This window comes from Caecibacteroides pullorum, from assembly GCF_019239235.1.
In the GTDB taxonomy this organism is placed as follows: Bacteria; Bacteroidota; Bacteroidia; order Bacteroidales; family Bacteroidaceae; genus Bacteroides; species Bacteroides pullorum.
This window is the reverse complement of sequence record NZ_JAAZTS010000021.1, coordinates 16,675-39,749: the sequence shown is the minus strand read 5'-3', so window position 1 is coordinate 39,749 and position 23,075 is coordinate 16,675. Positions and strand designations below refer to the sequence as shown.

The following is a 23,075-nucleotide window of genomic DNA, read 5'->3' as shown; positions in this document are numbered from 1 at the left end:
TTTGTCGTATCTTTGCTTCTCCTTTCAGAAATAGATTTGTAAAATGAAAGAAAAAAAAGAAAAGTCTGAAGAGGCGGTTCGTGAGGCCGGTATCTATCGAGTAACCCTTGTGGGCAGCGTGGTCAATCTGTTGCTGCTCGTATTCAAGTTTGTGGCAGGCATCCTTGGGCATAGTGCCGCTATGTTGGCCGATGCCGTCCATTCGTTGTCCGACTTCGTGACGGACATCATCGTCATTGTCTTTGTGCGCATTTCGTCGAAGCCCGAGGATGAGGGGCATGACTACGGCCACGGCAAGTATGAAACACTGGCTACGGCCATCATCGGCCTGATACTGCTGTTCGTGGGCTTCGGCATCCTGTGGAACGGAGCCACGTCCATCTGGGACTTCTGGCAGGGAGGCGAACTGAAAGAACCGGGCATGCTGGCCTTGTGGGCGGCACTGGCATCCATCCTCTTCAAGGAGCTGCTCTACCAATATACCGTGCTGAAAGGCCGCCGGCTGAATTCGCAGGCCGTGGTGGCCAATGCTTGGCATCATCGGAGCGACGCGCTCTCGTCCATCGGTACGGCTGTCGGCATCGGCGGTGCCATCTTGCTGGGCGAGCAGTGGCTCGTACTGGACCCGCTGGCGGCCGTGGTGGTGAGTCTGTTCATCATGAAGGTGGCCATCCAGCTGCTGGTGCCCTGTGTCGAAGAGCTGCTGGAGAAGTCGCTCCCCGCCGAAGTCGAGGAGAAAATCAAGCAGGAAATCCTTTCTTTCCCTGGCGTAACCTCGCCTCACCACCTGCGCACGCGGCGGATAGGCAGCAGTTACGCCATCGAGGTGCACATCCGCATGGACGGGCAGATAACGCTGGAGGAGGCCCATCATACCGCCACGGCTATCGAGAACCGCCTGAAGAGCGAGTTCGGCAACCGGACTTACATTAATATACATGTAGAACCTGTAAAATAACAGAGCATGAAACAGAGTATCCTGATAACGGGCGCCAGCGGCTTCATCGGCAGTTTTCTGGTAGAAGAGGCCCTGCGCCGCGGCTTCGAGACGTGGGCAGGTGTCCGCGCGTCGAGCAGTCGCAAGTACCTGCAAGAGCCCGGCCTGCACTTTCTGGAGCTGGACTTTGCCCACACCGACCGCCTGTACGAACAGCTCAAGGCCCATCGCGAAGCGCATGGGGCCTTCGACTACGTGGTGCACTGCGCGGGCGTGACGAAGTGCATCGACCCTGCCGACTTCGACCGCGTGAACTGTGGGCAGACCTGCGCCCTGGCCAATGCCCTCCGGAGCCTCGACATGACGCCCCGCCAGTTTGCCTTCATCAGCACGCTGAGCGTCTTCGGCCCTGTTCACGAGGATACTTACAAGCCCATCCGCGAAACCGACACGCCCCAGCCCAACACGGCTTACGGTCGGAGCAAGCTGAAGGCGGAGCAGGCCTTGCTGGCCATGGACGGCTTCCCCTGCGTCATTTACCGCCCAACGGGCGTCTACGGCCCCCGCGAACGCGACTATTTCCTGATGGCCGAATCTATCAAGCGGCACGTGGATATGTCGGTGGGCTACCGGCGCCAGGACCTGACGTTTGTCTATGTGAAGGATGTGGTGCAGGCCGTGTTCCTCGGCATCGAGCGGAGTATCAAGGGACGTGCTTACTTCCTGTCCGACGGGCAGGTATATGCCAGCCGCACGTTCTCCGACCTGATACGCCGCGAATTGGGCAATCCGCTGATTATTCGCATTAAATGCCCGCTGTTTCTATTAAAAGTTGTATCTTTGCTGGCCGAACGGTGGGCTGCCCTGCGGAAGACGACGAGTACGCTCAACCGCGACAAGTATAATATAATGAAACAACGCAACTGGCAGTGTGACATCACGCCCGCCGTCCGTGAGCTGGGGTACCGGCCTGAATACGACCTGGAGCGCGGCGTGAAGGAAACCATTGCCTGGTACAAGAAAGAAGGATGGCTTTAGATATATTCAAGATGGTGGATACCCGCAAGGGGCTGTTTGCAATAGAGAAGGTGTCGCTCATCTACAACCTGCTCACGTCGATACTGATACTGTTCCTGTATCAGCGGATGGACCATCCCCTGCGGATGCTGGGCGATCGTGCGCTGATAGCTGCCGTGACCTTTCTGCTGATGTATCTCTACCGCTTGGCACCCTGCAAGTTTTCTGCCTTTGTGCGTGTCACGATACAGATGTCGCTCCTGTCCTACTGGTATCCCGACACGTATGAGTTCAACCGCCTCTTTCTCAATCTGGACCATGTGTTCGCTTCGGCCGAGCAGTGGCTCTTTGGCGGGCAGCCCGCCATCTGGTTTGCCGAACGCCTGCCCTATATCTGGGTGAGCGAACCGCTCAACATGGGTTACTTCTTCTATTATCCTATGATGCTGGTCATCGTACTGTGGTACTTCATCCGCCGTTTCGACTTGCTGGAGAAGGTATCTTTTGTTATTATCTCCTCCTTCTTCCTTTACTATTTCATCTACATCTTCGTACCCGTGGCAGGGCCCCAGTTCTACTTTCCAGCCATTGGTATGGAGAATGTTCTGAACGGTGTGTTCCCTTCCATCGGCGACTACTTCAATCACAATCAGGAACTGCTGCCGGGGCCGGGTTATGAGCATGGTTTCTTCTATAATCTGGTGGAGGGTTCGCAGCAGGTGGGTGAGCGTCCTACGGCTGCCTTCCCTTCGTCGCATGTCGGTGTGTCGACTATCCTGATGATTATGGCCTGGCGTGGCAGCCGCTGGCTTTTTGCTTGCCTCCTGCCTTTCTACGTGTTGCTCTGCTGTGCCACGGTCTATATTCAGGCGCACTACCTCATCGATGCTATAGCAGGCTTCATCACGGCTTTTGGACTGTATGTGCTCACCACGTGGATGTTCAAGCGCTGGTTTGCACAACCCATGTTCCGTTGATTGCATGCTTCCTATGAATTTGTTCGTTTCGGGCGTTCATAAAAAAAGGCCGTATCTTTTGCCTTAAAACATTGCTTTCTTTGCAGGAAAACATTGTTTCTTTCGGAGCAAAAGATACAACCTTTTCAGTGGGTAGTTCGGCTTAGAGGCCGAAGAATTTCCGTCCTATCTCGTCGAAGATGGCATAGAGCTCTTCCTTCGTCTCGGCGCGGAGCATGGCGATACGTGTGTCGCGGAAGTTGGGCAGGCCTTTGAACAGAGGGCTGGCGGCCAGATGGCGGCGTACGTGGAGGATACCGCGGCGTTCGTCCAGTAGGTTGACGCTGTCTTCCACCTCCTGGCGGAGCACGTTCATGCACCATTCGGGGGTGAGGGGAGGAAGCTCCTCGCCCGTTTTCAGATAATGTTTCACTTCTTTGAATATCCACGGCCGTCCGAAGCTGGCGCGGCCTATCATGATGGCGTCTACGCCGTAGCGTTCGAAGCACTCGAGGGCGCGTTGTGGGGTGGTGACGTCGCCGTTACCGATGATGGGGATGTGCATGCGCGGATTCCGCTTCACCTCGCCGATGAGGGTCCAGTCAGCCTCACCTGTGTACATTTGCGCGCGGGTACGACCGTGGATGGTCAGGGCGCTGATGCCGCAATCCTGCAACTGCTCGGCCAGGGTGACGATAATTTTGTGTTCGGCATCCCAGCCGAGGCGGGTTTTCACGGTGACGGGTATCTTCACCGCATCGACCACGGCGCGGGTGATTTCGAGCATTAGCGGGATGTTCTGGAGCATGCCTGCTCCGGCTCCTTTGCCCGCTACGCGCTTCACGGGGCAGCCGAAGTTCAGGTCGAGAATGTCAGGTCGTGCCTGTTCCACAATTTTGGCGGCTTCGACCATCGTAGCCGTGTCTCGTCCGTATATCTGGATGGCTACGGGACGTTCCTCGTTGCTGATGTTGAGCTTCTGTTCCGTTTTGCTGACGGAACGTATCAGGGCGTCGGCCGAAACGAACTCGGTATATACCATGTCGGCGCCGAAGCGCTTGCACATCAGGCGGAAGGCGGGGTCGGTGACGTCCTCCATCGGGGCGAGGAGCACGGGGCGCGGACCCAGGTCTATGTTGGCTATTTTCATATTCTGTTGCATTTAGGCTGCAAAAGTACGGAAAAATATCTACCTTTGCCACATAACTGATAAAAAGACATGGAACTGAAAGACTTTGAGATAATGGCCCCCGTCGGTTCGCGCGAGTCGCTGGCCGCCGCCATACAGGCCGGAGCAGACTCCATCTACTTCGGCATCGAGAACCTGAACATGCGTGCCCGCTCGGCCAATACGTTCACCATCGACGACCTGCGCGAGATAGCCCGTACGTGCGACGAGCACGGCATGAAGAGCTACCTCACCGTGAACACCATCATCTACGACCAGGACATTCCCCTGATGCGCACCATTGTGCGTGCCGCCAAGGAGGCCGGCATCTCGGCCATCATCGCTGCCGACGTGGCCGTGATGACCTACGCCCGCGAGATAGGGCAGGAAGTACACCTCAGCACCCAACTCAACATCAGTAATGTCGAGGCCCTGCGCTTCTATGCCCAGTTTGCCGATGTGGTTGTGCTGGCGCGTGAACTGAATCTGGAGCAGGTATCTGAAATCTACCGCCACATCTGCGAGGAGAACATTTGCGGCCCGTCGGGTCAACGCATCCGCATCGAGATGTTCTGCCACGGCGCCCTGTGCATGGCCGTCAGCGGCAAGTGCTACCTGTCGCTCCACCAGATGAACAACTCGGCCAACCGCGGTGCCTGCATGCAGGTGTGCCGCCGCTCCTACATTGTGCGCGACAAGGAGACCGACGCCGAGCTGGAGATTGACAACCAGTATATCATGTCGCCCAAGGACCTGAAGACCATCCACTTCATGAACAAGATGATGGATGCGGGCGTGCGTGTGTTCAAGATAGAAGGCCGTGCGCGCGGCCCCGAGTATGTGCGTACCGTGGTGGAGTGCTACAAGGAAGCCATCCGTGCCTATCTGGACAATACGTTCACGGACGAGAAGATAGAAGAGTGGAACCGCCGCCTGGCTACGGTCTTCAATCGCGGCTTCTGGGACGGCTACTACCTGGGGCAGCGTTTGGGCGAATGGACGAAGAACTACGGTTCGGCGGCCACGGAGCGCAAAATATACGTGGGCAAGGGCATCCGTTACTTCTCCAACATCGGCGTGGCAGAGTTCCTCGTGGAGGCGGCCGAAGTCAATGTGGGCGACAAGCTGCTCATCACCGGCCCTACAACCGGTGCCGAGTACGTTACGCTGGAGGAAGCGCGCGTTGATCTGAAATCTGTTCAGACCGTCCACAAAGGCGAGCATTTCTCTATGAAATCTGTTAAGATACGCCCCAGTGACAAGCTCTACAAGCTGGTCAGCCTCGAGGAACTGAAGCGTTTCAAAGGACTGGACGTGGAGCATCAGCGAGGATAATAAATTCAATATCATGGCAGAAAAATATATCTACGAGCTGGAAATGAAGGTGCGCGACTACGAGTGCGACCTGCAGGGCATTGTGAACAATGCCAACTACCAGCACTATTTGGAACATACGCGTCACGAGTTTCTCACCTCCGTGGGCATTAGCTTCGCCGCCCTCCATGAGCAGGGTGTTGACCCCGTAGTGGCACGCATCAGCATGGCCTTCAAGACGCCGTTGAAGAGTGGCGACGAGTTTGTCTCGAAGCTCTACATGAAGAAAGAAGGTATCAAATACGTCTTTTATCAGGATATCTTCCGCAAGAGCGACGGCAAGGTGTCATTGAAGGGTGTGGTCGAGGCCGTCTGTGTGGTGAACGGACGGTTGAGCGAGAGCGAGTTGTTTGATCGTGTCTTTGCTCCTTATCTGGCATCTACGGCAGACTAAGAAGCTTCTTATACTTAAATCTGAATACCATGAATACTGATGAACGACTTTGTAGTATTGCCCTGACCCTTTGTCCGGGCATTGGGCACATCGGTGCCAAACGGTTGGTGGATACCGTAGGTAGTGCAGCCGATGTGTTCCGTCTTCGTACGGAGTTGCCTGAGCGTTATCCGGGCATCCTTCATACATCTGTTGTGGCTGCGCTCGACAATCCTGCTGCTTTTCTTCAGGCCGAGAAGGAACTGGAGTGGGCCGAGAAGAACCGAGTGGACTGCCTGACGCTGTCTGATGAACGCTATCCCTCACGTTTGCGCGATTGTGAAGACGCCCCCATCGTCTTGTTTTTTAAGGGAAATGCTGACTTGAACCGCCTGAGGGTGGTCAGCATGGTAGGTACGCGTCGGGCGACAGATTACGGTAAACGCTTCTGTACCGATTTCCTCCGAGACCTTTCCGAGCTGTGTTCCGATGTGCTGGTGGTCAGTGGTCTGGCTTACGGCATTGACGTGCATGCCCATCGTGCAGCTCTGTCCAACGGGCTTTCTACTGTAGGAGTATTGGCCCATGGTCTGGATCGCATCTATCCTGCTGTTCATCGGAAAACAGCCGTGGATATGTTGGCTGAGGGCGGTTTGTTGACTGAGTTTCTTACAAATACTAATCCCGATCGTCACAATTTTGTCAGTCGCAATCGTATCGTGGCCGGCATGAGTGATGCTGTTATTGTCGTGGAGTCAGCGGCTAAAGGAGGCTCGCTCATTACGGCGGAGTTGGCCGAGGGTTACCATCGTGATTGCTTTGCTGTGCCTGGTCGGGCAACAGACGAATATTCGATGGGTTGCAATCAATTGATACGTGACAACAAAGCAGCTCTGATAAACGATGCGTCAGATTTCGTGAAGGCTATGAATTGGGGACATGGTGAGGAAAGTCGCAAGACAGCCGCTGTCCAACGTAGTCTTTTTCCTGAACTGACGGAGGAGGAGATGCGTGTGGTCAAGATTTTGAGTCGTGATGATTTGCACATTAATACGCTGGTTGTTGAGGCTAATATCCCTGTAAACCGTATGAGTGCCATTCTTTTTGAGTTGGAAATGAAAGGAGTAGTGAAGGCGCTGGTGGGTGGAGTGTATCATCTGTTGGCATAAACCCCTGCATGGGTGTCAGACAATTCTGGTAAATGGTGGTCTGACACAGTGCTTCCTGGCCTTCTGACACAGTGCTTCGTCAGGGGCTCATGAAGCACTTCCTGACACCCTCATGCAGTGCTTCGTCAGCCCCTCACGAAGCACTTCGTGAGAGACCGACGAAACGGATCATTTAGTCGTCATATTCCGTGCGTAGGATTTCGCCTGTGGGGCTGATGTACAGCTTCAGTTCGTCACGTCCTTTGCGCACTTCCACTTCGTACCAGATACTGTCAGCCGTTTCTACGTAACCGAATTCATTGTCGTCCAGCGTATATCCTTGGGCGGTGATTGTGTTCTTGACAGCATCAGGCAATTGTCGCACTTCCCATTCTGTGCGTACCCACTGATTCTGCCCGTTGAACTTAATCTCCTTTTCTATACCATCGTGTAGGATATCTATCTCCAGATAGCCATGGTCGTAATCCTTTTCCAAGATGATTGCGCCGGGGTACTTTTGGTCGATGAAGTTTTGAAGTTCGTCCTCTACGGGTACGTTGCTGTTCCCTCCATCATTTCCATTCTGTGGACGACTGATGATGCCGGTCTCGTTCACATATACTTTTACATCATCGTCGTATGCAGTTTTGAGTTCGAAGCAGTAGTAGGTTCCGTTGTCACGTGTGGTGTATTTTTCCACGTCGTCGATAGCATTATCGCTGGTGTAGTAGGGCGAGGTGCGCAGATGGTTCAGGATGCTGGTCGGAATTTGTGTCCAGTCTCTGCGCTCATATTCGGTTTTGGTGTAAACCCACTGCTGCTGGTTGTCGAACAGGATCTCGTGTTTCAGTCCATTGGCAATGATTTCCACTTCCGTGCCGTTTTGCTCACAGTCGTAATCCACGATGCGCGCGTTGGGAAAGTTCTGGTCGAGCCAGGTCTGTATGTTTCCTTCCGGTTGTTGCGGCAGGTATTCGTGGTAGTCGTTGTCAGCTTCCGCATTTATGATTTCTTTCACGAGAATACCTTCCTCTGTATAATACAGGTCGACTTCTGTTTCCACATTTCCTTCTTTTTGGCTTACTTCAATGATGTACAGCGTTTCGTTGTTGTCACTACGTTGTAACTTGTCTATTTCGTTATCCATTCGCCAACTTGCATACGGGCTTGCCTCAAAGGCTGTTTTTACGGCTTCGGGTAATTGCTGGTAACTAATCTCCGTTTCTGTCATATTCCAGTGCCCTGCCATATTGAACCAGGCTGTATTATTGGGCTCATGGCCTCCAGTACGAGTACTGGCCAAGTAGAAATTGGCAACGGCGTATGTATCTTTGGTACTCCAGGTTACGTTGGTGGCATTGGGATATTTGGCATTGAATTCTAGAATAACCTTTTCAGGAATATTTTCGGGGACAGGATTGGAGTGTAAGTCGTCGTTGTCATTGCAGGATGTCATCAGGACGAAGCTACCTGTAAGTAAAATGTGGCATAATGATAAGATTCTTTTCATAATTAATTGTTTTTGGGTTGATAATCGGTTTGCTTTAAAAAATAAGACTGTTGAGCCTATCTTTTCTCGCTACAAAGAAATAGGGCAAATTGGGAAAGAAACTGGAATTTTCTTCAAGTTGAATGATTTTTCAGAGATTTATATCTTGAAGAGAGTGCATTTGGAACATATGGATATAAAAAATGGGCTCCGCCGAGCCCAACCTTTGTTAACCTTAAATCTAATACTATGAAAAAAATCACTGCACAAATGTATAGCTTCTTTTTGTATCCTCCAAACCTATTTCCCTTTTAGACTGCTATTTTAAACTACTTTCACTATTATTTATTGTTTGCGCACACAACAATCCTATTGTTTGCTGTTTGCGCACACAAAATAAATAATCAAAGAATCTTTGGCTTGATATATGTCAAGTTGTAAATAGACGGTTTAAGTATATGGTTAAGTGTAAAGCCAGGTTGTTTTACTGGAAATATTGGATAAAATTGCTCATTATATAAAAAACTCCCCCACTAGATGTTTCCAGTAGGGGAGTTCGTGTTGATATTAATCAAATGTAGAAAGGAGTCTGATTAGTCTTTCAACTTGGCACGGATGAAGTCGCGGTTCAGGCGGGCGATGTTGCTGATGGAGACGTTCTTCGGACATTCAGCCTCGCAGGCACGAGTATTGGTACAGTTACCGAAGCCCAGTTCGTCCATCTTAGCCAACATGGCCTTGGCACGGCGCAGAGCTTCTGGCTTGCCTTGAGGAAGCAGATTGAGCTGGCTTACCTTGGCTGATACGAACAACATTGCCGAACCATTCTTACAAGCGGCTACACAGGCACCACAACCAATACAGCTGGCAGCGTCCATAGCCTCATCTGCAATGGTTTTCGGAATAAGGATAGCATTAGCGTCCTGAGGAGCACCTGTATTTACGCTTACATAGCCACCGGCCTGCATAATCTTGTCATAAGCCGTACGGTCTACCATCAAGTCCTTGATAACGGGGAAACCAGCAGAACGCCAAGGTTCTACAGTGATGGTGTCGCCATCGTTGAAGCGGCGCATGTAAATCTGGCAGGTTGTTGCACCCTGTGCAGGTCCGTGCGGATGTCCGTTGATGTAGAGTGAGCACATACCGCAGATACCTTCGCGGCAGTCGTGGTCGAATACAACCGGTTCCTTACCTTCAGAAATCAGCTGCTCGTTCAGAATGTCCAGCATTTCCAGGAAAGAAGTATCGCCGGGAATGTCTTTCATCTGATAGGTTTCGAAAGCGCCTTTGGCTTTAGGACCTGCCTGACGCCATACTTTCAGTGTAAATGATATATTTTTATCCATTTTTGTTAGTTCTTTAATTGTTCAACATTCCCGATTAGCTCTTGTAGTTACGAGTCTGTACCTTGATGGCTTCGTAAACCAGCGGCTCTTTCAGCAATACTGGAGCTTTGTCGTCGCTACCCTGGTATTCCCAGCAAGCTACGTAGAAGAAGTTTTCGTCGTCGCGCTTAGCTTCGCCTTCTTCTGTCTGGTATTCTTCACGGAAGTGGCCACCACACGATTCGTTGCGGTTCAGTGCGTCGTAGGCAATCAGCTCACCCATGGTGATGAAGTCGTTCAGACGGATGGCCTTATCGAGCTCTACGTTCATGCCTTCCTTGCTGCCCGGGATGAAGAGGTTGGTTTCGAATTCCTTGCGGATTTCTTTCAGTTTGGCCAGACCTGTCTTCAAGCCTTCGGCTGTACGACCCATACCAACGTATTCCCACATGATGTGGCCCAGTTCCTTGTGGATGGAGTCTACAGACTTCTTACCCTTGATGTTCATCAGGTGGTCAATCTTGTCCTGAACAGCTTTTTCAGCAGCTGCAAATTCGGGCAGGTCGGTAGAGAAGCGAGGAACGGTGATTTGGTCGGCCAGATAGTTCTGGATAGTGTAAGGCAATACGAAGTAACCGTCGGCCAGACCCTGCATCAGAGCCGAAGCACCCAGACGGTTGGCGCCGTGGTCAGAGAAGTTACATTCGCCGATGGCGAACAGACCCTTGATAGAGGTCATCAGTTCGTAGTCAACCCAGATACCACCCATGGTGTAGTGGATAGCCGGATAGATCATCATTGGGTTTTCGTACGGCGATACGTCGGTGATTTCTTCGTACATGTCGAACAGGTTACCATAGCGCTGTGCTACAACGTCCTTACCCAGACGGTTGATGGCTTCGGAGAAGTCGAGGAACACAGCCAAACCAGTGTTGTTTACGCCGTAGCCCTTGTCGCAACGCTCCTTGGCAGCACGGCTGGCAACGTCACGCGGAACGAGGTTACCAAAGGCCGGATAGCGGCGCTCCAAGTAGTAGTCGCGATCTTCTTCGGGGATATCTTTGCCTTGCAGTGTACCTTCCTGCAATTTCTTGGCATCTTCCAGTTTCTTCGGAACCCAAATACGACCGTCGTTACGCAGAGACTCGGACATCAGTGTCAGCTTGGACTGCTTGTCGCCGTGAACAGGGATACAGGTCGGGTGGATCTGTACGTAAGCCGGGTTGGCAAACCAAGCACCTTTGCGGTAGCAAGCCATAGCAGCTGAACAGTTACATGCCATAGCGTTGGTCGAGAGGAAATAAGTGTTTCCGTAACCGCCGGTTGCGATAACTACAGCGTGAGCGGCAAAACGCTCCAGCTTACCTGTTACCAGGTTCTTGGCGATGATACCACGAGCACGACCGTCGATGATAACGACGTCTTCCATTTCGTAGCGGGTATAGAGTTTTACAGTACCGGCATTTACCTGACGGCTCAGTGCAGAGTAGGCACCCAGCAGCAGCTGCTGTCCTGTTTGACCTTTGGCGTAGAATGTACGTGATACCTGTGCACCACCGAATGAACGGTTGGCCAGCGTACCTCCGTATTCGCGGGCGAAGGGAACGCCCTGTGCCACACATTGGTCGATGATGTTGTTCGATACCTCGGCCAGACGGTAAACGTTGGCTTCGCGGGCACGGTAGTCACCGCCCTTTACAGTATCGTAGAACAGACGGTATACAGAGTCGCCGTCGTTCTGATAGTTCTTGGCTGCATTGATACCACCCTGAGCGGCGATGGAGTGTGCGCGGCGCGGAGAGTCCTGAATGCAGAAGTTGAATACCTTGAAACCCATTTCGCCCAGCGAGGCAGCAGCACTGGCACCAGCCAGACCTGTACCAACCACGATGATGTCCAGACGACGCTTGTTGGCGGGGTTTACTAATTTCTGATGGGCTTTATAGTTCGTCCATTTCTCAGCTACCGGTCCTTCCGGTATTCTTGAATCTATCTTGGTCATAATGAATTTACAATTTAGTCATTTACAATCTACAAATTTGCAAGCTTCGCGTTTTTACATCAAAGATTTGATGAAGAACACAACCACTACCAGGGCGAAGCAGAGCACTACGATGGTAGAGTAGATGTTGGAGATGCACTGCCAGCGGCTGATCCAAGTCTTGTTGTTCCAGCCCAGTGTCTGCATGGAGCTCCAGAAACCGTGGGTCAGGTGGAACCACAGGGCACCCAGCCAGATGAGGTACAGAACGACGAATACAGGGTTGGCGAACGTGTTCTCGATGTGATAAACGCCGTTGGCGGCATAAGCCAGCGTCAGCGTGTCAGCGTGCATGCCCATGTTGTGCATCAGTTCGGGCAGCTGCATCTTTGACCAGAAGTTCACTAGGTGCAGACCCAGACCTACGATAACGATGATACCCAGAACGAGCATGTTCTGTGATGCCCATTCCACTTCCTTGCGTCGCTCCGTTACGGCGTAACGTTCCGTACCGCGTGCCTTGCGGTTCTGCATCGTCAGCCAGAAAGCGTAGATGATGTGGATGACAAACAAGGCGGCCAGACCGACTGTTGCCACCAGTGCGTACCAGTTTGCTCCCAGGAACTCACAAACCATGTTGTAGCCCTCGGCTGAGACAAGCGCAACAAGGTTCATCGCCATGTGAAACGTCAGAAACAGGACAAGGGCGATGCCGGTAACGCTCATCACCACTTTCCTTCCTACAGATGAATTACTTAACCACATAAATGATTGAATTTAAGTTATTTAATAGTTGTAAATATATCCTTTGATTGTCTGTGGACGATATTTCCTTGCAAAAATAAAGGAAATACATTGATTTAGCAAGGGATTAAAGAAATATTTCCGTAATCTACGCGGATGTTTGTGGCAGGAAGGGTGGCTTGCAACTATAGAATGAGAGGCTATGTTCTCTCTCAGAAAAGGCAATGCTTTTTGGAGAAGAAAGCATTGTTTTCCGCTAAAGAAAGCATTGCTTTGCTGGAGTCATCTCCTTATGCTTTTCTAACCATACAAATTTTGCTGGGCGGGCAGTTTTATAAGAATTTTTGTGTACCTGACGGATTTGCCTTATCTTTGGCACGGAATCTAAACTGGATGTGGTATGAAAAGACTGCTTTTAGGAATGGTAGTAATTTTGTTTGCTTCAGCTTTGGGAGCGCAGAATTGGGATATCAATGTTTTACATAAAGTGAACGGCTGGGACAACAAGTTTGTTCGTAATTATAATAAAGTAATATCAAAGTCGGAACCCTATGTGGCTATCGGGGTACCCGTAGCCATGGCCGTTGCCGGTTGGATCAGGCACGATAAGGATCTGTTGAAGGATGCTCTCTACGTGGGTACCAGCGTAGCGGGAGCCTTTGTGGTGACCTATGGAATGAAGTATCTGGTAGACCGCGAGCGCCCCTATGACCGTTGGCCTGATCGTGTGCACGCTTATAGTCGCGAAAGCAGTCCTTCTTTTCCGTCTGGGCATACGGCGACAGCTTTTGCCTTAGCCACTTCCTTGAGTATCACTTATCCCAAGTGGTATGTCATCGCTCCTTCGGCCTTATGGGCCTGTTCGGTGGGTGTGTCACGTATGAACGAAGGCGTTCATTACCCGTCAGATGTGTTGGCGGGAGCTGCCATTGGCGCAGGTTGTGCCGTAGTCAATGTTTACGTAAACCGTTGGCTGAACAAATGGTTGTTCGGTGAGCGGTAGTCTACCGCCCACCATTAAAATAGGTACTTCCCTTCTCGTAGTACCTTGAGTGCCTGCTGAACGCTCTCGTTTGTGGCATTCATCACCTGATAGTATTCGCTCATGTCCCACAGGTCGCGGGCTATGAGGGCCTTGAGCTGTGTACGGACAAGGGGCAGGGCGCGATTGTACTGCTCTTCATCGAACTTGATTTTCTCCTTGTCTGCTGCCAAACGGATATCGGCCATGAAGGCATCGTCTATCTCGAATTTGTCGTTGAAGACGTGGAAGGTCTTATATTTCTTTTTCAGTTCTTCACGATGTTGCTCGATGTAGCCCGTGGTGGCTTTGATGATGATGCCCTTGGCTACGAGCTGGCGATGCCAGTCGGTGTAGAGCGTGGTGTCTATGGGTACGAAGAAATCTGGCATGATACCACCACCACCATAAACGGTGCGGCCCAAGCGCAGCGTGCGGTACTTCAGCGAATCGGGGAAGTGGATACTATCGGCGTGCATCAGTTCGCCGTGGTCAAAGCGGTTGAGCAGGTCCTTGGCATAGGCTTCCTGCATGTCGTCCCCCTTGCCATTATAAGGCTTCTGGATACAACGGCCCGAAGGAGTGTAATAACGAGCGATGGTAAGACGTATCATGGAGCCGTCGGGTAGGTCGATAGGACGCTGTACGAGGCCCTTGCCAAAAGTGCGGCGGCCTACGACGACACCTCGGTCCCAGTCTTGTACGGCACCAGTCACGATTTCACTGGCCGAAGCCGAATATTCGTCTACCAATACCACCAGCCGTCCTTCGCGGAAACTACCGTTCCCCTTGGCGGCAAACTCAGCCCGACGTGAAGCACGCCCTTCGGTGTAGACTATCAACTCCTTTTGTCCCAAGAACTCGTTAGCTAAGTCGATGGCGGCGTTTAGGTAACCCCCGCCGTTGCCTTGGAGGTCAAGGATGAGGTCTTTCATTCCCTGTTGCTGGAGTTCTTTCAGTGCCTTGGAGAATTCTTCTGCTGTAGTGGCGGCGAAGCGGTTGACGCGGATGTAGCCTATGCGGTCATCTATCATATAAGAGGCATCGAGGCTAAAGAGTGGAATTTTGTCGCGGATGACGTCGAATTGGAGCGGATCGGTTACGCCACGGCGTACTACAGTAAGTTTTACTCGTGTGTCTTTGGGGCCTCGCAGACGTTTCATGATGTCTTCAGTACTCATTTTGACACCTGCAATAACGGTGTCGTCAACAGCAGTAATACGGTCACCTGCCAAGATACCGACTTTCTCTGAAGGGCCACCACTGACGGGCTGGATGACGAGGAGCGTGTCTTCAATCATTTGGAATTGGACGCCAATACCTTCGAAATTGCCTTGCAGAGGTTCGTTCATCTTCTTCACTTCTTCGGGATTGCTATAGGTGGAATGCGGGTCGAGGTGTTCGAGCATACCGACAATGGCATCCTCTACCAGCTTAGTTTCGTTTACAGAATCAACGTAAAGGCGGCTGATGGCAAATTCTGCCATCTGCAGCTTACGCAGGGGGCTTTCGTTCAGTTTCTGACCTACGGCTTGGGCCGCATACAAGATGGTGAACAAAAAGAGTAGTTGTATCTTTTTCATATTGTTAATGGTTGCTTACTCGTGAGATGTATTCATACCTTCGGGCAGGAACATGCTGACATCCTTTCCGTAGCCCATTAGCTCGCGAACTATCGTGGAGCTGACGCAGGAAAGTTCTGGCTCGGTGAAGAGAAGGATGGTCTCGATGCCAGTCAGTTTGCGGTTGATGTCGGCAATGGTTTCTTCGTATTCGAAGTCCTTGACCGTTCGAATGCCGCGAATGATAAGGTTTGCCCCCACTTGGCGGGCAAAGTCGATGGTCAGGCTGTCGTATGCTTGTACGCTGACGCAGGGTTCGTCTTTATACAAGTCGCGGATCATGGCTTCGCGCTCGGCAATGGGGAAATGGGTATTTTTGTTATCATTAATACCGATACCGATAACTATTTCATCGATGAATGTCAACGCACGTCTTACTACAGAATAGTGCCCGACAGTAAAGGGGTCGAATGTCCCTGGAAAGATTGCTTTGGTCATAAATGTGTCGAATACCTAAAACTTAGTTTACTCTGTCTTCTTCGATTACCAGATTGTCTATGATGAAACTTTGCCTTTCCATAGTGTTCTTGCCCATATAGAACTCAAGTAATTCTTTGACAAGATCGGTCTTGCGGAGGCTTACTTGCTCCAGACGCATGTCTTTGCCGATGAAATGGCGGAACTCGTCGGGCGAGATTTCTCCCAGTCCTTTAAAGCGGGTGATTTCAGGGTTAGGACCTAATTCCTCAATGGATTTCAGGCGTTCATCCTCTGTATAACAATAGTTGGTCTTCTTCTTGTTGCGTACACGGAAAAGAGGCGTTTGCAGGATATAAACGTGTCCCTTTTTGATGAGATCAGGGAAGAATTGCAAAAAGAAGGTTATAATGAGCAGTCGGATATGCATGCCGTCCACATCGGCATCGGTAGCTACGATGACTTTATTGTAGCGTAACCCGTCAAGGCCGTCTTCAATATTGAGGGCAGCTTGTAGAAGGTTGAATTCCTCGTTTTCATAGACGACTTTCTTAGTCAGACCGTAAGAATTGAGCGGTTTTCCACGGAGGGAAAAGACGGCTTGTGTGTTCACATCGCGACTTTTCGTAATGGAACCGCTGGCAGAGTCGCCTTCGGTGATGAAGATGCACGAATCGGCTTCCTGTTCTTTCCCTTTCCCGTCGTTCAGGTGGTAGCGACAGTCGCGTAGTTTGCGATTGTGCAGATTGGCCTTTTTGGCACGTTCGCGAGCCAGTTTGGTGACACCGGCAATAGCTTTACGCTCCTTTTCTGAGTCTTGTATCTTTTGGAGCATGACATCGGCTACCAAGGGATTTTTATGCAGGAAATTGTCTACCTCGGTTTTGATGAAGTCCCCTACATACTTGTTTACCGTAGGACCTGCGGGAATGCCTTCCTGTGGGTTGGCAGGCCACATGTTATTGGAGCCAAGCTTAGTCTTGGTCTGGCTTTCGAACATGGGCTCTTCTACGTCGATTGCAATGGCAGCTACGAGTCCATTTCGTATGTCGGCATAATCCTGATTCTTGTTATAGAATTCTTTGATAGTACGAGCAATGTGTTCCTTCAAGGCACTTTGGTGTGTACCGCCTTGTGTGGTGTGTTGTCCGTTAACGAAAGAGTAGTATTCTTCGCCGTACTGGTTGGTGTGTGTGAAGGCTATCTCAATGTCTTCACCTTTTAGGTGGACGATGTCGTAAAGACCTTCACTGGTCATATTGTCTTTTAGCAGATCTTCCAGTCCATGGCGTGAAACAATGCGCTGGCCGTTGTAAATAAAGGTCAGACCTGTGTTCAGGTAAGTATAGTTACGCAATAACGTTTCCACAAATTGGTTCTGGAAACTGTAATTTACGAACAATGTGTTATCCGGTTCAAAGAAGATGTAAGTGCCTGTTTCTTCTTGCGATTCTTCGGTCGTGTCGCTCAGGAGAACGCCTCGCTCAAATACAGCCTTGCGTACTTTGCCTTCGCGATAGCTGCATACTTCGAAGCGGCTGCTCAGAGCATTTACCGCCTTGATGCCCACACCGTTCAGGCCGACACTCTTCTTGAAAGCTTTGGAGTCGTATTTACCACCTGTGTTCAATTTGCTGACAGCTTCGATGAGTTTACCTTGTGGAATACCGCGACCGTAATCGCGTATACTGACACGAAGGTTGTCTTCGATCGTTACTTCGATTTTCTTGCCGGCGCCCATCTTGAACTCATCGATAGAGTTATCCATCACTTCTTTCAGCAGCACATAGATACCGTCGTCACTTTGCGAACCATCGCCCAGACGGCCAATGTACATACCTGAACGGACACGGATATGCTCCATGTCGTCCAGATGGCGTATGTTGTCGTCAGTATATTCTACCGGCTGTTCCGCAAATTGCAAGTTGTCGTATTTTTCTTCTTCTTCCATGGTTTGACTACTCCCTTTCTATTGTTATCTTGCAAAAATAGCGGTTTTGCAGGGCATGAACAAATTTTCGTCTCTTTTATTGGGGGAATCCGTCTTATCCTATTTCCTTGATAAACGCCCGTCGCCGCTTGTGTTGCTCAGTGCGGAAGTATTCCCATTGCGCCTGTACCTTTCCGTTCAGTTCCAGCTCGGGGTTACTTTCAGCATATTCGAAGCCCAGTTGTTGGTAGACGGGGATGAGGTCAGAGAATAACAGTGCGTTGACTCCTTTGTTCTGATATTCGGGTTTCACGGCTACGAGCAGCAGATCGAGCATCTTGGCACGGCGTTTGAAAAACAGAGCCTTGAGCAGGTAGTACCAGCCGAAAGGAAGCAGACGTCCGTGCGATTTCTGCAGGGCTTCGGAGAGTGAAGGCATGGAAATGCCCACAGCTACAAGCTGGTCATCCTGGTCGGTAATGAGTGTCACCATGCGTAGGTCGAGAATAGGAAGATACATCTTGACGTACTGGTCTATCTGTCGCTGCGTCAGGGCGGAGTATCCATAGAGGGGCGTATAGGCTTCGTTGATAAGTTCGAAAATGGCTTGGCCGTAGTCGCGGGCTATTTTCCGGCTCGAGGTATATTTCTTGATTTTCAGGTTGTACTTGCGCTGGATGAGGTCGGAAATGCGTTTGTGCTTGTCAGGGATGGCGTCAGGGATATAGATCTTATATTCCACCCAGTCGGCGTCCTTCGTGAAACCCAGTCGCTCGATGTGCTGCGGGTAGTAGGGATAGTTGTAGATGGTGGCCATCGTACCCAGTTGGTCGAAACCTTCGACCAGCATACCTTCAGCATCCATGTCGGTAAAGCCCAGCGGTCCTACGATATGCGTCATGCCGCGTTCTTTGCCCCATTGCTCCACGGTGCGTATCAGGGCTTCGGACACTTCGGCGTCGTCAGTGAAGTCTATCCAGCCGAAGCGGACCTCCTTCTTGCCCCATGTCTGGTTGGCCCGATTGTTGATGATGGCGGCTACTCGGCCCACGAGTTGTCCGTCTTTGTATGCCAGGAAGTATTCAGCCTCGCAGAACTCAAAGGCAGCGTTCTTCCGGCGGTTGAACGTGTTCAGCATGTCGTCGTAGAGGTCGGGCACGGAGTAGGGATTTCCTTTGTATAGTTCATAGTTGAAGCGGATGAAGCGTTTCAATTCCCGTTTTGTGGTAACTTTTTTAATTGTAACAGCCATGTTGTCAAGTCCTTTTTCTTTTGGGGGCAAAGATAATGTTTTTTTAATGAAGAATGAAGAATGGGGATGAAGAATGCACAGCGGAAGCCGCCTTAGCCGGCGTGGCAGATAAGCCAGGCAGTGTATCCCACATAGCAGGCAATAAGCAGGCTGCCTTCAATACGTGTAATGGTGCGCTTGCCGAAGAACACGCCGAAAATCCACAACAGAATGCTGGAGGCTACAAGTACCAGCAGGTCCAAATTGTTGATGCCCGTTAGGTGCAGAGGCGTGATGGAGGCTGAGCAGCCCAATACGAAGAAGATGTTGAACAGGTTGCTGCCTACCACGTTGCCGATGGCTATTTCGGGGTTCTTTTTCAGCGCCGCTACGATGCTGGTGGCCAGTTCGGGCAATGAGGTGCCGCCGGCTACGAGTGTCAGACCTATGACCGACTCGCTGACGCCCAGCGAACGGGCTATTCCGCTGGCTCCATCCACGAAGAGCTGTCCACCCCAGATGAGGCCTGCCAGTCCGCCTATGATATAAAGCGTCGACCGCCACAGGGGCATATCCTTGATTTCCGTTCCGTCTTCTGCGGTAACGGTCGGACTGTCGTTTTCTACTTCCGCTGTTGGAGAGGGGGCGGGAGCCTGGTTCGTTTTGGCGATGGCAAACGTATAGCTCAGGAAGATGGCCATGAAGCAGAGCAGGATGAGACCGTCCGTGATGCTGACCACGTTCTCCGCCGCATGGTCCAGCAGCATGTCGTTGCCCATCACCAGCAGGGCCAGTGAGGCCAGGATGCAGAGTGGAATTTCTTTCAGCAACGTGTTGCGTTGTACTACGATGGGGACGAACATGGCTGTGCAGCCTACAATCATCAGGGCGTTGAAGATGTTGCTGCCCACGACATTTCCCACGGCGATGTCGGCACTGCCTTTCAGGGCTGAAGATACGCTGACGGCCAGTTCGGGGGCCGATGTGCCGAAAGCTACGATAGTCAGTCCGATGACGATGTTGGGGATGTGGAATCGTTTGGCTACCGCCGAAGCGCCGTCGGTCAGGCCGTTGGCGCCCAGCAGGATGAGGAGGAGACCTCCGATGAGGAAGAGTATATCCATGACGAGTCTATAATTTAAGTTTTACGGTGCAAAGATAGGAATTAATGGTGAATGATAAACGGTAAATGATAATTGGTGAATGGTTAACGGCGGGTATTTGCATGGCTATGTCAGAAACTTTCCGTAAGTTTGACCCCCTCAAACGTAAACAGATAGAAACATGAAGAAATTCCGTCTTTTCTGCCTTTGTCTGCTCTGCTTGCCTGCGGTCGGCGTGTCGGCCCAGGTCATGGACAAAGTGCTTGATATTTTGGGTACGGACAGCCAGTCCGCCGTTGCCGGAGTGAAAACCGATACGGATTCGGTAACCTTGGACAAAGTCCGCGAGGAGCTGGCCGCCGCTCGTCTGAACGAGGCCAACCTGCGCATGGAGATTGAGCAGATGAGGCTGGTGACGTATGCTGCCGACTCGGTGAAGCTGGCCCGGCAGAAACAGCGCATCGACTCCCTGCGGCACCAGACCAAGGGGATGCCCGTCGTGGTAGAGGAGGACACTCTGTTTTATTTCTACGCCAAGCGCGGGGGACTCACGCCCTAGCAGCGGGCCGAAAACGTGTCGCACGAGATTACGACCCTGGGCAAGCGCTTCAACCTGCATCCCGACTCAGTCTATATCGAAAGCACGGACATCGTGACTGACGTGATGTACGGGGACAAGGTCATTGTCTCCTTTACCGACCAGGACGGCCTGTGGGAGAGTTGCACGCGCGACCAGCTGGCTGCCGCCAAGCGCACGGTCATCGTGGAGAAGTTGAAGGTGATGAAGGAGGAACACGGCCTGTTACAGCTGTTCAAGCGCATTGCCTATTTTGTGCTGGTGCTTGTGGGCCAGTTCCTGCTGTTCAAGCTTACCAACTGGCTTTTCCGTAAGCTGAAGGTGCGCATCCTGCGGCTGAGGAACACGCGCCTGAAGGCCTTCTCCATCCAGGACTTTGAGTTACTGGACACGCAGAAGCAGGTCCGGCTGCTGGTGTTCGTCGCCAACCTGTTCCGCTACGCCTTCATGCTGCTGCAGCTGCTGCTGACGGTGCCCATGCTGTTTGCCATCTTCCCGCAGACCAAGAATCTGGCCTACCAACTCTTCTTCTACATCTGGGATCCCGTGAAGAGCATCCTCTACGGTATTCTGGCCTACATCCCCAATCTTTTCACCATCTTTGTCATCTGCCTTGCCATCAAGTACCTGGTACGCCTGTTCCGCTATCTGGCGGGCGAGGTACAGTCCGAACGACTCAAGCTGAACGGCTTCTACCCCGACTGGGCGATGCCCACTTACCACATCATCCGCTTCCTGCTCTACGCCTTCATGGTGGCGATGATTTATCCTTACCTGCCGGGTGCCGATTCGGGTGTGTTCCAGGGCATTTCGGTGTTCGTGGGTCTGATTGTCTCGCTCGGGTCGAGTACGGTTATCGGCAACATCATCGCGGGGCTGGTCATCACCTACATGCGCCCCTTCAAACTGGGCGACCGCATCCAGCTGAACGAAACGACGGGCAACGTGGTGGAGAAGACGCCGCTGGTGACCCGCATCCGTACGCCGAAGAACGAGGTGGTGACCATCCCCAACTCGTTCATCATGTCGTCGCATACGGTGAACTTCAGCCAGTCGGCGCGCGAATACGGGCTCATCATCCACTCCGAGGTGACCATCGGCTACGACGTGCCCTGGCGCCTGGTGAACAAGCTGCTGATCGAGGCGGCACTGAACACGCCGGGCGTGGTGGACGACCCGCGGCCCTTCGTCCTCTCCACCTCGCTGAGCGACTGGTATCCTGTCTACCAGGTGAACGCCTACATTAAGGAGGCCGACCGTCTGGCGCAGATTTATTCCGACCTGCACCAGAACATTCAGGACCGCTTCAACGCCGAGGGCGTGGAAATCATGTCGCCCCACTATATGGCCATGTGCGACGGCAACGACCCTGCCATGCCGAAGGACGACTTGAGCGGAAGGCCGAAGGAAAAGTAAACCGGGACGTCCTGAGAGACCTCGGACGCCCCGGCTATCGGGATTTTCTGCCCGTCCGACGTCTCGGACAGCCTGAAACTCGGGAGTTTTGCCCCGTCCGACGTCTCGGAAGGCCTGAAACTCGGGAGTTTTGCCCCGTCCGACGTCTCGGAAGGCCGAAACTCGGGAGTTTTACCCCGTCCGACGTCTCGGAAGGCCCGAAACTCGGGAGTTTTGCCCTGTCCGACATCTCGGAAGGCCCGAAACTCGGGAGTTTTGCCCTGTCGGGAAAGGGTTACTTGCTGCGCTTCACCGTGTGCAACACCCGTCCCGTCTTGTCGATCATGCGTAGCTCCAGCGTGCGGGGCGTGGCGGAGATGATGGAGAAGCCCGGTTCGGGACTGCAATACACCGTTCCGTCGATGGCGTTGACCTTACGGCTGAGCGAGCCACTGGAGTTGGTCACATAGTCGATGTCGCTGCCCTTGACGCGGACGTGCTGGAAGTTGTGGATGTGTCCGCAGACGTACATGTCCACCTTGTGGCGGCGCAGGATGGGGTCCACGCGCTGCTGCATGTTCAGGCGCTCGATGTCGTCCTTCGGCGTCTCGGCGTAGATGGGATGGTGGCCTACGACGATGATCCAGTCTTCCTTGGCGGCCGCCAGCACGCCGTCCAGCCATTGCAGCTGGGCGTCGATGTCCTGCAGGCAGGCGTCGGGATACTTGTCGCTCTCCTGGCGGTATTTGTCGATGAGCGGGGTGGTGTCCAGCCAGACGACGCGCACGGTAGTGCCCTCTTCATTGAAGGTCTTGGTGTAATAGCGGGCGGGCATCTCCCAGCGACGGCTGACGCGGGCATAGTCGAGCACGGCCTGCGTGGAGCCGCGGTACTCGTGGTTGCCGCAGATGGGGTACCAGTCGATCATCAGTTCGGGATGGCTGTAGATCAGCTCGTAGTTGGTCATCCACAGGGGGTCGTCCACGGAGCGGACGCCTTCGAAGTGGTGCACGTCGCCGGCGGCGATGACACATTCGGGGCCCACTTCCTCGGCCATCTCGCCCATCAGCTCGGCGATGGGCTTCTGGTCGTAGTATCCGTTGCGGCCCAAGTCGTTGGCCACGTAGAGGTTCAGCTTGTCTTCGTAGACAGAGTAGTCTATCTTGTTTTGGGCGATGGCCCACTGGCCCAGCAGGGCCACGGTCAGCAGTAGAAACAGTTTTTTCATCTTCATAGATCTCTTCTTTAATGTTTAAACGTTTTT

18 protein-coding genes and 1 pseudogene are annotated in these 23,075 nt (G+C 52.3%); 8 read left to right on the top strand and 11 right to left on the bottom strand.

Going from position 1 to position 23,075, the window contains the following annotated elements; genetic code table 11:
- Positions 1-43 precede the first annotated feature (43 nt).
- The 3 genes from HF894_RS12085 to HF894_RS12075 are packed head-to-tail and all read left to right on the top strand — an operon-like array spanning position 44 to position 2,931.
- Positions 44-958 (top strand): cation diffusion facilitator family transporter, encoded by a 915-nt coding sequence (locus tag HF894_RS12085; RefSeq protein ID WP_204972638.1) that lies wholly within the window; start codon positions 44-46, stop codon positions 956-958.
- A gap of 6 nt (positions 959-964) precedes the next feature.
- Positions 965-1,975, top strand: coding sequence for an NAD-dependent epimerase/dehydratase family protein (locus tag HF894_RS12080; RefSeq protein WP_204972636.1), 1,011 nt, complete (start codon positions 965-967; stop codon positions 1,973-1,975).
- On the top strand, positions 1,966-2,931 hold the full coding sequence (locus HF894_RS12075) for a phosphatase PAP2 family protein (RefSeq protein WP_204972634.1): 966 nt from the start codon (positions 1,966-1,968) through the stop codon (positions 2,929-2,931). Before HF894_RS12080 ends, HF894_RS12075 begins: the two co-directional genes overlap by 10 nt.
- Before the next feature lie 142 nt (positions 2,932-3,073).
- Here the strand turns inward: HF894_RS12075 and dusB are convergent, their stop codons facing one another.
- A complete protein-coding gene (gene dusB / locus HF894_RS12070; RefSeq protein ID WP_204972632.1) occupies positions 3,074-4,060 on the bottom strand; it encodes a tRNA dihydrouridine synthase DusB in 987 nt (328 codons plus the stop codon).
- A 69-nt stretch (positions 4,061-4,129) separates the two neighbouring features.
- Here dusB and HF894_RS12065 point away from each other — a divergent pair, with 69 nt between their 5' ends.
- The 3 genes from HF894_RS12065 to dprA are packed head-to-tail and all read left to right on the top strand — an operon-like array spanning position 4,130 to position 6,994.
- Positions 4,130-5,413: a peptidase U32 family protein gene (locus HF894_RS12065; protein WP_204972630.1), complete on the top strand. Its 1,284-nt coding sequence runs from the start codon at positions 4,130-4,132 to the stop codon at positions 5,411-5,413.
- Positions 5,414-5,426: 13 nt separating this feature from the next.
- Positions 5,427-5,846 carry an acyl-CoA thioesterase gene (locus HF894_RS12060; RefSeq protein ID WP_021846989.1) on the top strand — a complete coding sequence of 140 codons (420 nt, stop codon included), beginning with the start codon at positions 5,427-5,429 and terminating at the stop codon, positions 5,844-5,846.
- A 29-nt stretch (positions 5,847-5,875) separates the two neighbouring features.
- Positions 5,876-6,994 carry a DNA-processing protein DprA gene (dprA, locus tag HF894_RS12055; RefSeq protein WP_204972628.1) on the top strand — a complete coding sequence of 373 codons (1,119 nt, stop codon included), beginning with the start codon at positions 5,876-5,878 and terminating at the stop codon, positions 6,992-6,994.
- Between the two features lie 172 nt (positions 6,995-7,166).
- Here dprA and HF894_RS12050 read toward each other — a convergent pair whose 3' ends face one another.
- From HF894_RS12050 to HF894_RS12035, 4 genes are all read right to left on the bottom strand, one after another.
- Entirely contained in the window at positions 7,167-8,483 is a 1,317-nt protein-coding gene (locus tag HF894_RS12050; RefSeq protein ID WP_204972620.1) for a PepSY-like domain-containing protein, read from the bottom strand.
- Positions 8,484-9,055: 572 nt separating this feature from the next.
- Positions 9,056-9,811 carry a succinate dehydrogenase/fumarate reductase iron-sulfur subunit gene (locus HF894_RS12045; RefSeq protein ID WP_021846986.1) on the bottom strand — a complete coding sequence of 252 codons (756 nt, stop codon included), beginning with the start codon at positions 9,809-9,811 and terminating at the stop codon, positions 9,056-9,058.
- Positions 9,812-9,845: 34 nt separating this feature from the next.
- Complete coding sequence (locus tag HF894_RS12040) at positions 9,846-11,792, bottom strand: fumarate reductase/succinate dehydrogenase flavoprotein subunit (RefSeq protein WP_021846985.1); 1,947 nt, start codon at positions 11,790-11,792, stop codon at positions 9,846-9,848.
- 54 nt (positions 11,793-11,846) lie between these two features.
- The gene (locus tag HF894_RS12035; RefSeq protein WP_021846984.1) at positions 11,847-12,536 is read right to left on the bottom strand and encodes a b558 family succinate dehydrogenase (Or fumarate reductase) cytochrome B subunit; all 690 of its coding nucleotides are present in this window, start codon (positions 12,534-12,536) and stop codon (positions 11,847-11,849) included.
- A 379-nt stretch (positions 12,537-12,915) separates the two neighbouring features.
- On the opposite strand from HF894_RS12035, the gene HF894_RS12030 reads away from it, so the two are divergent.
- A complete protein-coding gene (locus HF894_RS12030; protein WP_021846983.1) occupies positions 12,916-13,518 on the top strand; it encodes a phosphatase PAP2 family protein in 603 nt (200 codons plus the stop codon).
- Between the two features lie 14 nt (positions 13,519-13,532).
- Here HF894_RS12030 and HF894_RS12025 read toward each other — a convergent pair whose 3' ends face one another.
- The 5 genes from HF894_RS12025 to HF894_RS12005 all read right to left on the bottom strand — a co-directional run bounded on the left by HF894_RS12025 (position 13,533) and on the right by HF894_RS12005 (position 19,860).
- On the bottom strand, positions 13,533-15,119 hold the full coding sequence (locus HF894_RS12025) for a S41 family peptidase (RefSeq protein ID WP_204972611.1): 1,587 nt from the start codon (positions 15,117-15,119) through the stop codon (positions 13,533-13,535).
- Between the two features lie 15 nt (positions 15,120-15,134).
- Positions 15,135-15,596: a pantetheine-phosphate adenylyltransferase gene (coaD, locus tag HF894_RS12020; protein ID WP_204972609.1), complete on the bottom strand. Its 462-nt coding sequence runs from the start codon at positions 15,594-15,596 to the stop codon at positions 15,135-15,137.
- A 22-nt stretch (positions 15,597-15,618) separates the two neighbouring features.
- Positions 15,619-17,526, bottom strand: coding sequence for a DNA topoisomerase IV subunit B (locus HF894_RS12015; protein ID WP_204972607.1), 1,908 nt, complete (start codon positions 17,524-17,526; stop codon positions 15,619-15,621).
- Positions 17,527-17,620: 94 nt separating this feature from the next.
- The gene (locus tag HF894_RS12010) at positions 17,621-18,757 is read right to left on the bottom strand and encodes a hypothetical protein (RefSeq protein WP_021846979.1); all 1,137 of its coding nucleotides are present in this window, start codon (positions 18,755-18,757) and stop codon (positions 17,621-17,623) included.
- 92 nt (positions 18,758-18,849) lie between these two features.
- Positions 18,850-19,860: a calcium/sodium antiporter gene (locus tag HF894_RS12005; RefSeq protein WP_204972605.1), complete on the bottom strand. Its 1,011-nt coding sequence runs from the start codon at positions 19,858-19,860 to the stop codon at positions 18,850-18,852.
- Between the two features lie 160 nt (positions 19,861-20,020).
- On the opposite strand from HF894_RS12005, the pseudogene HF894_RS12000 reads away from it, so the two are divergent.
- A pseudogene (locus HF894_RS12000) lies at positions 20,021-21,832 on the top strand (mechanosensitive ion channel family protein).
- Positions 21,833-22,106: 274 nt separating this feature from the next.
- Here the strand turns inward: HF894_RS12000 and HF894_RS11995 are convergent.
- Positions 22,107-23,039 carry a metallophosphoesterase gene (locus HF894_RS11995; RefSeq protein ID WP_204969363.1) on the bottom strand — a complete coding sequence of 311 codons (933 nt, stop codon included), beginning with the start codon at positions 23,037-23,039 and terminating at the stop codon, positions 22,107-22,109.
- Positions 23,040-23,075: the final 36 nt, after the last annotated feature.